We start from the raw sequence: 2,969 nt of genomic DNA, 5'->3' as shown, positions 1-2,969 counted from the left end.
CTATGTCCCGGTGATCATGCCGGAGCGCCTGAGCGCGACGCCGGCGACGCAGGCGGTGCCGGAGATCGTCGGCAGCGGCCCGTATCGGTTCGTCGCCGCCGAGCGGGTTCCGGGCTCGCTCAACGTCTACCGCCGGTTCGAGGAGTACCGACCCCGTCCGGACGGGACGGCGAGCTTCACCGCCGGACCGCGGATCGCGCATTTCGACCGCATCGAGTGGCGCACGATCCCCGACGGCGCGACCGCGGCCGGCGCCCTGCGCTCGGGCGAGATCGACTGGTGGGAGCAGCCCCTCGTCGATCTCGTGCCCGACCTGATGCGCCAGCCGGCCGTGCGGGTGGATCTGGTGGAGACCGCAGGGCTGATCGGACAGATCCGCCTCAACCACACCCTGCCGCCTTTCGACAATCCCGCGATCAGCCGCGCGCTGCTCTCGGCCGTCGACCAGACCGAGATGATGGATGCGGTCGCCGGCAGCGACCCGGCGATCCGCCGCGGGCCCGTCGGGATCTTCACCGCGGGTGGTCCGATGGCGTCGTCGGCCGGCATGGCGGTGCTCACCGGCCCTCGCGACCTCGCCGCCGCGAGGCGGGCGCTCGCCGAGGCGGGCTACAAGGGCGAGCGGGTGGTGCTGCTCTCCGGGACCGACGTGCCGCGGATCAACGCGATCTGCGAGGTGATGGCCGATGCCTGCCGCAAGCTCGGGATGAACCTCGACGTCGTCGCCACCGATTGGGGGACCGTGAACCAGCGGATCCTGAACGCGAAGCCCCTGGACCAGGGCGGCTGGTCGATGTTTGGGATCTTCTCCGGCGGGCTGGACCATCTCTCGCCGGCCTACCATCTGGCCGCCCGCGGGAACGGCCGCGCGGGCGTCCCGAGCTGGCTCACGGACGCCCCCCTGGAGGAGATGCGCAGCGCGTGGTTCGCCGCGCCGGACCTCGCCGCCCAGAAGGCGCTCGCGGCGCGGATCCAGGCGCGCGCCCTGGAGGTCGGCGCCTATCTCCCCTGCGGCCAGTACTTCCAGCCGACCGCCTACCGGCGCGACCTCGAAGGCATGCTGACCGGGCTGCCGCTGTTCTGGAACCTGCGCCGGTCGGCCTGAGCGCGCAGCCGCCGGGTCACCCGACGCTCATCAGGCTGGCATTGCCGCCGGCCGCCGCGGTGTTGATCGCTGTGGAGATTTCCTCGACCAAGCCCGCCGGATCGTAGAGATCGCCGGCCGCCAGCGCCTCCGGCTCGCGGGCCTGGAGCGGCAGGATGGCTCCGTCGCGGGCCGCGATGGCGGCGTTGAGATCCCGCAGGGCTGTCGCATCGCCCGCGAACAGGACGCCCTGGACGTCGCCCGCGCGGTCGAGATCCGGAGCCCAGGCGATCCGGGCCGCGCACACCGCCGGCAGACCGTCCAGGGCCGCATCGCTGCCGCCGGCCGCGACGATGACCGCCGCGTTGCCGGTGCCGAGGATCGCCCCGAGCTGGAGCAGGAGCGCCGTCTCCGTCGCCGCGACGGCGGCGACGCGCCCGCGCGGACGCAGGGCGTACAGATTGCGCTCACCCACCGGTCCGGCCAGCGCGATCGGGGCGGATCCGGGATAGCGGACGGTCTCCAGCCTCTCCGCGAGGTCGTGGCGATGGCGCGACCGCAGCCAGGCCGTGTAGGGGCGCAGCGCCGTGTCGTCGGCGGGCAGCCCGTCGCAGGCGGCGGCGGGCGGTCTCCGCACCAGCCGGCCGAGGGCCAGCGGGCCCCCGGCCTTGGGGCCCGTCCCCGATAGGCCCGAGCCGCCGAAGGGCTGCACGCCCACCACCGCGCCGATGATGTTGCGGTTCACGTAACGGTTGCCGGCCCGCACGCGGCCCAGGACGTGGTCGATGGTCTCGTCGACGCGGCTGTGCAGCCCGAAGGTCAGCCCGTAGCCGGTGGCATCGATCGCCGCGAGGAGCCTGTCGAGGGTATCCCGACGGTAGCGCAGCACATGCAGCACCGGGCCGAACACCTCCTGCTCGACATCGGCGACCGCCCCGATCTCGATCAGCGTCGGCGGTACGAAGGTCCCGGCGCCGGCCTCGGGCGGCAGGGGCAACTGCTCCACGGGAAACCCCCGCGCGCGCAGGCTCGCCACATGATCGACGAGGCGGGCGGCGACGTCGGCGGTGATGACCGGTCCGACATCGACGGCGAGGCACCGCGGGTCGCCGACCTGCAGCTCCCGCAGGGCGCCCTTGAGCATGTGCAGCGTCCGGTCGGCGATCTCCTCCTGCAGGCACAGGATCCGCAGCGCCGAGCAGCGCTGGCCAGCGGAATCGAAGGCCGAGGCGATCACGTCGGCCACCACCTGCTCGGCAAGCGCGGAGGAATCGACCACGAGGGCGTTCTGGCCGCCGGTCTCGGCGACGAAGGGCACCGGCTCGCCGAAGCGGTTCAGCCGCCCCGCGAGTGCGCGCTGGATGGCCTTGGCCACCGCGGTCGAGCCGGTGAACATCACGCCCTGCACGCGCGGATCCGCGACCAGGGCGGCGCCGACACGGCCGTCCCCCGGCAGCAGGTGAAGGGCATCCGCCGGGATCCCGGCCGCGTGGAGCACGCGGATCGCCGCGGCGGCGATCAGGGGCGTCTCCTCCGCGGGCTTGGCCAGGACCGTGTTCCCCGCCGCGAGGGCGGCCGCGGCCTGCCCGACGAAGATCGCCAGGGGGAAATTCCACGGCGCGATGCAGGCGACCGGGCCGAGCGGCGCGTGCGCGTCGCCGAGGATTCGCTCGGCCTCGGCGGCGTCGTAGCGCAGGAAATCGACCGCCTCGCGGATCTCCGCCACGGCGTTCGCGTAGGTTTTGCCCGCTTCCCGCACGATGAGCCCGATCAGCGCCGGCATCTGCGCCTCGAAGGCGTCGGCGGCCCGCCCCAAGCAAGCGGCGCGCGCGGCCGCCGGCGTCGCCGCCCCAACCGGCGGCGGCCGCTTCCGCCCGGGCCAATG

Annotated in this window: 2 protein-coding genes; one reads left to right on the top strand and one right to left on the bottom strand. The window is 73.9% G+C overall.

Going from position 1 to position 2,969, the window contains the following annotated elements; translation table 11 throughout:
- Positions 1–1,105 (top strand): ABC transporter substrate-binding protein (locus I53_RS17240; protein ID WP_043352810.1); only part of this gene is annotated, 1,105 nt, incomplete at its 5' end.
- A 16-nt stretch (positions 1,106–1,121) separates the two neighbouring features.
- Here the strand turns inward: I53_RS17240 and I53_RS17235 are convergent.
- The coding region (locus tag I53_RS17235; protein ID WP_106428187.1) for an L-glutamate gamma-semialdehyde dehydrogenase at positions 1,122–2,969 on the bottom strand (1,848 nt) is incomplete at its 5' end.

It is taken from the genome of Methylobacterium sp. B1, assembly GCF_000333255.1.
Classification (GTDB): domain Bacteria; phylum Pseudomonadota; class Alphaproteobacteria; order Rhizobiales; family Beijerinckiaceae; genus Methylobacterium; species Methylobacterium fujisawaense.
The sequence above is the reverse complement of the archived record's forward strand: the minus strand, read 5'-3'. Positions and strand labels throughout refer to the sequence as shown.